Source organism: Calditrichota bacterium, from assembly GCA_013151735.1.
Classification (GTDB): domain Bacteria; phylum Zhuqueibacterota; class JdFR-76; order JdFR-76; family BMS3Abin05; genus BMS3Abin05.
This window is the reverse complement of sequence record JAADHR010000158.1, coordinates 1-5,559: the sequence shown is the minus strand read 5'-3', so window position 1 is coordinate 5,559 and position 5,559 is coordinate 1. Positions and strand designations below refer to the sequence as shown.

Sequence of the window (5,559 nt, the reverse complement as noted above, 5' to 3'; positions counted from 1 at the left end):
GACCATTTTGGCGCCTTTTTGAATGAAATCCCGGGCAATGGAAAGAGAACCGTCCCCGCCGATGACGATCAGGACGTCGATCTCCAGATCGCGGAGCCGCTTCAGCACGAGATCGGATTTGTCGGTAAAGACCATTTTTCCATCCCGATTTTCCGGGTACTGAAAGGGGTTGCCGCGGTTGGTTGTGCCCAGAATGGTTCCGCCGCGGGGAAGCAGGCCCCGCACCGATTCCAGAGTCAGCGGAATCGTGCGTTCCGGCTCAATCAGCCCCTGAAATCCGTCTTTAATGCCAACCACCTCCCAACCGTGGTCGAGAATAGCTGCTTTGGTGACCGCGCGAATCACCGCATTTAGTCCGGGGGCATCCCCGCCGCCGGTAAGAATTCCGATTTTTGAAAGGGTTGCCATGATTGTGTCCTGTTTTTGGGTTTTATGGTTTTTTTAATTATTTTTGTTAAATCGGAACGACTCGCTAAATCTTCCAACCCTCTCCCCGGCCCCCTCCCTGAAATCAGGGAGGGGGAGAAAGGGGGTGGGTCAAAAAGAACCGCAAGATTTTGCGGCTTTACACCGACGCACCGCGGACCCAGTCTAAAACAGGGCGTAAATAAACGGGGCCAGGGCAGAGCCTTCCACAAAAATAATGAAAATACCCAGCAGAAGCAGAATGAAAATAATCGGCCCGAGCCACCATTTTTTCCGCACCTTCATAAAGTGCCAAAATTCTCCGATTACGGAGAGGCGCTGTTTGGTGTTTTTGACGCGTTTTCCCATTTAATCTTCCTCCAAAACAAAGGGTTGGTTCAAAAAGTCAAAGCTTTCAATCGGGGGCATGTCCGGTTTGAGCAGCAAAAAATTCCCCAGCACCAGAGCATCCAGACCCGTTCGCATAAAACAGGCGAAGGCCTCTTTTGGGGTGTCCACAATGGGCTCACCCCGCACATTGAATGACGTGTTCAGCAGGACCGGCACGCCGGTCTGGTTTTCAAACGCCTGCAAAAGCCGGTAATAGCGGGGGTTCTGTTTTTCGGACACCGTCTGAAGCCGTGCCGTGCCGTCCACGTGCGTAACAGCGGGAATGGCCTCCGGCTGTTTCACCCGGGCCACCAGCAGCATAAACGGACTGGGGCGATCGAGGTCAAAGTAATCGCGAGCCTTTTCTTCCAGCACGGAGGGAGCAAAGGGACGAAAAGCCTCCCGAAATTTGACCCGCGCATTGATCGTGTCCTTCATCTCGGCCCGGCGGGGATCGGCCAGAATCGAGCGATTGCCCAGCGCCCGCGGACCGAACTCGGAGCGTCCTTGAAACCAACCCACAATTTTGCCTTCAGCAAGAAGCCGGGCGGTCTGTTTCAGAAGCTCTGGCTCCGAAAGTTCCGTGCAGGGAATGGCGTTCTGTTTTAAAAACGCCCTGGTTTTGCCCGTTTCTTCCGGTGTGCCCCAGTAGGCGTGGGTCATTTCAAAGCGGCGTGGTTCTCCCAGCAACTGGTTGGCCACAAAAAAAGCAGCCCCCGCGGCACTTCCGGCGTCGCTGGCGGCCGGTTGAATGAACAGCTCTTCGAAAATCCCTTCGCGCAGCAGGCGGCCGTTGGCCACGCTGTTCAGGGCCACACCGCCCGCCAGGCACACGCGCTTCTGGCCGGTTTCGGTTTTCAGCGCACGGGCCGCATTCAACATGACCTCTTCCAGCATTTTTTGGCCGGACGCGGCTACTGCTTTGTGAAAATCGGTCAATTCCTCTTCAGGACGACGCCGAGGCTGACCAAATAAGTGCTCAAAATGCCGATTGGTCATCGTGAGTCCGTAATCGAAGGAAAAATAACGCATGTTCAGTGCAAAACCGCCGTCGGGTTCAAACCGAATCAGTTCCCGCATTTTGTCCAGCAGCTCGGGTTCCCCGTACGGGGCGAGTCCCATCACCTTGTACTCCGCACTGTTCACCCGAAACCCCAGGTAGTAGGTGAGAGCGCTGTAAAAAAGTCCCAGCGAGTGGGGAAAATGAATTTCCTTGTGAATTTTGATTCGGCTGCCCCGGCCGGTGCCCATTGTGGCGGTGGCCCATTCGCCCACGCCGTCCAGCGTGAGGATGGCCGCTTCCTCAAACGGAGAGACCAGAAAGGCGGCCGCGGCGTGGGACTGGTGGTGTTCGGTGAAGTAAATCGGACCGTCGTAGTCCAGCTCTTTGCGAATCAAATGGGGAATCCACAGCTTTTGTTTGAGCCAGAGGGGCATGGCCTTTGTGTACGAGTGGAAACTGCGTGGGAACGTTCCCAGGTACGTGAGCAAAATGCGCTCAAACTTGACGAAAGGTTTTTCGTAGTATGCCACCGCGTCGAGATCGTTCGGCTCGAGGCCGGCTTGTGTCAGGCAAAATCGTGCCGCGTGAATGGGGAAAGAAAAATCGTGTTTCTTACGGGTGAAGCGTTCCTCCTGCGCGGCGGCCACAAGCTGGCCGTCTCGCACCAGGGCCGCTGCCGAATCGTGGTAAAAAGCCGAAATTCCCAGAATCGTCATGCAAACTCCACTAACTATCCGTTAGAAAGGGTGGGTGTAGGTTTCAACGGAATCATTTTCTGCCGCCTTTTCTGCCCAATGTGGGCCTTTCCGGAAGTCGCTTTTGTGCAGGACATCCCGGCCAAACAGGCGCAACACCAACCCTACTGGTCCAATCAATAAAAGGTAGGTGAGCGTCAGTAAAAGAAACGTGTTCACCACACCCAGGGCGTGAGCAAAGGCTTTCCATAAAATCCAGAGTTTTTTAAACATGAAATAGACCCGAGTTTTTTCAGATTACGAACATCCGGAATTCGAGTATAAAAAATGAGTCTGGAAAACTCACATTGTTCACAAAATTTCGCCACAAGGCGTTCTATAATTAAGATTATCAGCAATTTGAAGCTCGGTTTGTATTAAATCGTTTCCTGTTTCAATGAATGCCTGTTTACCTTTTTGTTTATCATCCCATTGTGCTTTTGTGACGTTGTGACGAATAAATTTTTCAGGTTAAAAAAGACTCTAAAAAACTTAACGTCAATCGTTCAAAAAAGCAAGTTCTTTTTCAACAAACCCAGCATTAAAAAATTCTAATTTTTACTTAATGCGAAAATGAAATAATTTTCGTATATTTAAAAAGAATTTTGGAGAGTTTTTCCCATGCGAAAAGAACACGTCTTTTTCATTTTTATTCTTCTTTTTAGCGGAGTTCTGTGGGGTTCGGCTGTTCCGGCACAAGTTCCTCAACAATTGACGCTCCGGCGCTGCCTGAAGGCAGTCCTGGCCCGCCACCCGTCTGTTTTTGCTTACCGGAAGGTAGAGGAACAGAAGGCCGCCGAAAGCCGGCGTTTGAGGGCTGAGACACGTCCCCAATTGGATTACGCTCTTACGACCGGCGCATACCATTACTCACCTTACCACTACCGGATCCTTGAGAATACGGTCGTCCTTACCTGGAACCTCGACAAGTGGCTTGGAAAATTGAGTGAAATCGGCATGACGGAGGAGTCCATTGCCAAAATCCGTGCACGGCAAAATCGATTGAGATTAGCCTTTGAGGTTAAACAAGCATTTTACCGCCTGACACAAGCCAGACAGGAACGCCGTATTGCACAGATGTCAAAGGCCTATTTACAACACCATCTCGAAATTTCCAGAGGCCTGTTTCGTCTGGGGCAAATCGACCAGCTTGATTTGTACCGCACTCAGGCCAATCTGTCTGCATCCGAAGAAGCTGTGGCAGCGGCCGAAAATGACTGCCGGCAATGGCAGATCCAATTGCAAAACTTAACGGGTTTAACCATTTCCGAAAGGGATTCGCTGGTGTTGCCGGTCAGCCGGTGGACTCCCGCTGACATCTCTCCGGACTCTTTGCTCGCTGCAGCCAAACGAGGCAATCCGGCCCTTGCCGTGTTGGACGAACAGATTCAGCAGACTCAAATACGGGAACGGCTCGTACGAGCCAGCCGTTTTCCAACAGCAGCCCTTTCGGGTGGATTTGTTTTCGACAACGATCCCACTTCCGGTGGAAATTACGCTGTGGTTCAGTTGGGTCTTCAACTGCCCCTGGTGGATTGGCATCAGCGGAAAAATCAGGCACAGGCGTTTCGCCTGCACAGGGAATCTCTCGAAGAAACCCGAAAAACGCTTTTGTTGGATATTCGTACGCAAATTGAGAAGCTGTTGGCTCAGCTCGGGTATCTGGAAAATCTGGAAACGTTGAAAGCCCGCACCCTTTTACAAGCGAGAAAAGCCTTTTTTCTGACGGAAAACAGCTACCAGGCTGGCGTGGCGTCCAACACGGATGTGCTTCTGGCCCAAAAAGAATGGATACAGACCCGTTTGGCGCAGGAGGAGGTTCGCCTTCAGATGCGAGTGGTCCAGGCGGAATTGGATTTACTGATTGGCAGAATGGGAGTTCACCAATGATTTCAAAACCGAACCTTTTACTTTTGGCAGCCGCACTTTTTCTTGCCTGCAGCGGACAGCCGGAAAACGGGGGTGAATCGGGAGCCGGTACGCCTGCTTCGACTGTAAAAACCGGGTACAAAATTCCGGTTCAGGTGGTGATGCCTACGAGGGGAAACCTGCAGGAAGCCATCACCATCTACGGGAAACTCACGCCGGTGCGGGAAACCCTTTTGGCCAGCCAGTTTGCGGGCCGGATTGTACGGCTTCCGTTTTCGGAAGGCGACGTCGTTTCCGCCGGACAGGTGGTCGCCACGCTAAAAAGTCCCAAAGCAGAGGCGCTTAGCCAGGTGACGTCTTCAGCAAAGGCAAAAGAAATGCTGCCCATCACGGTTCGGGCCCCATTTTCCGGCGTCATTGTCCGCAAATTTCATTTTGCCGGAGATGTGGTTTCTCCCGGGGAAGCCCTCGTGAAACTTCAGGACACCTCCCGTTTTTTTCTCTGGGGAGACCTCCCGGCGATTTATTTGAATCGGGTCCGACCCGGGCAACTTCTTCAGGTTTCTTTTCCGGATGTACCCGGTTGGCACGTACAAACAAAAATTGAAGCGGTCAACGCCGCCGTCAACCCCGAAACCCAAATGGCCCAGATCCGGGCGACGGTCAAAAACAAAAATCAGCGATTTAAGCAAAATCTTCTGGCCACGATTCGGATTGTCACGCAATCGGTGCAACAGGCGCTTCTGCTGCCCCGGAAGGCCGTGCTGCACGGTGCCCACGGGGATTTTGTTTTTTTGAAGAAAGGCGGGCGGGCCCGGCAGCAGCCGGTGGAAATCGGATTGGAAACCCCAGATACGCTGGAAATTCGCAGCGGCCTGACACCCGCGGACAGTGTGGTGCTTACGGGGAATTACGAATTGCAGGACGGCATGGCGATTCGGGAAGAGGAAAAGTGAGGGAGTTTTTTGGGGACAACCGGTCGTTTCGATTCGTCCGACTGTCCCTCGACAGGCTCGGGAACCCAGTCGGACTACTCGACGACCGAATCGCGCCAGTGGCCAAGTGATCCGCTGGTCCCTGAGCTCGTCGAAGGACGGTTCCTGAGCGGAGCCGAAGGAAAGGCCGATTGTATGGAGGCTATAGTTTAATCACTCTTTT

General features: G+C 52.7%; 6 protein-coding genes. 2 read left to right on the top strand and 4 right to left on the bottom strand.

Going from position 1 to position 5,559, the window contains the following annotated elements:
* The 4 genes from GXO76_11360 to GXO76_11345 form a co-directional block, all read right to left on the bottom strand.
* Positions 1 to 408 (bottom strand): 6-phosphofructokinase (locus tag GXO76_11360; protein NOY78454.1); only part of this gene is annotated, 408 nt, incomplete at its 3' end.
* A gap of 183 nt (positions 409 to 591) precedes the next feature.
* Positions 592 to 774, bottom strand: coding sequence for a hypothetical protein (locus GXO76_11355; protein ID NOY78453.1), 183 nt, complete (start codon positions 772 to 774; stop codon positions 592 to 594).
* The gene (locus GXO76_11350) at positions 775 to 2,514 is read right to left on the bottom strand and encodes a carbamoyltransferase (protein NOY78452.1); all 1,740 of its coding nucleotides are present in this window, start codon (positions 2,512 to 2,514) and stop codon (positions 775 to 777) included.
* 21 nt (positions 2,515 to 2,535) lie between these two features.
* Positions 2,536 to 2,766, bottom strand: coding sequence for a hypothetical protein (locus tag GXO76_11345; GenBank protein ID NOY78451.1), 231 nt, complete (start codon positions 2,764 to 2,766; stop codon positions 2,536 to 2,538).
* A 387-nt stretch (positions 2,767 to 3,153) separates the two neighbouring features.
* Here GXO76_11345 and GXO76_11340 point away from each other — a divergent pair, with 387 nt between their 5' ends.
* Both GXO76_11340 and GXO76_11335 read left to right on the top strand, forming a co-directional pair.
* A complete protein-coding gene (locus GXO76_11340; GenBank protein ID NOY78450.1) occupies positions 3,154 to 4,422 on the top strand; it encodes a TolC family protein in 1,269 nt (422 codons plus the stop codon).
* Positions 4,419 to 5,357, top strand: coding sequence for an efflux RND transporter periplasmic adaptor subunit (locus tag GXO76_11335; protein NOY78449.1), 939 nt, complete (start codon positions 4,419 to 4,421; stop codon positions 5,355 to 5,357). The genes GXO76_11340 and GXO76_11335 overlap by 4 nt, the downstream gene beginning before the upstream one ends.
* The last annotated feature ends 202 nt before the right edge of the window (positions 5,358 to 5,559 follow it).

Coding starts and splice junctions, on each gene's coding strand:
- GXO76_11350 (NOY78452.1), bottom strand. CDS start 2,514: ATGACGATTCTGGGAATTTCGGCTTTTTACCACGATTCGGCAGCGGCC.
- GXO76_11355 (NOY78453.1), bottom strand. CDS start 774: ATGGGAAAACGCGTCAAAAACACCAAACAGCGCCTCTCCGTAATCGGA.
- GXO76_11335 (NOY78449.1), top strand. CDS start 4,419: ATGATTTCAAAACCGAACCTTTTACTTTTGGCAGCCGCACTTTTTCTT.
- GXO76_11340 (NOY78450.1), top strand. CDS start 3,154: ATGCGAAAAGAACACGTCTTTTTCATTTTTATTCTTCTTTTTAGCGGA.
- GXO76_11345 (NOY78451.1), bottom strand. CDS start 2,766: ATGTTTAAAAAACTCTGGATTTTATGGAAAGCCTTTGCTCACGCCCTG.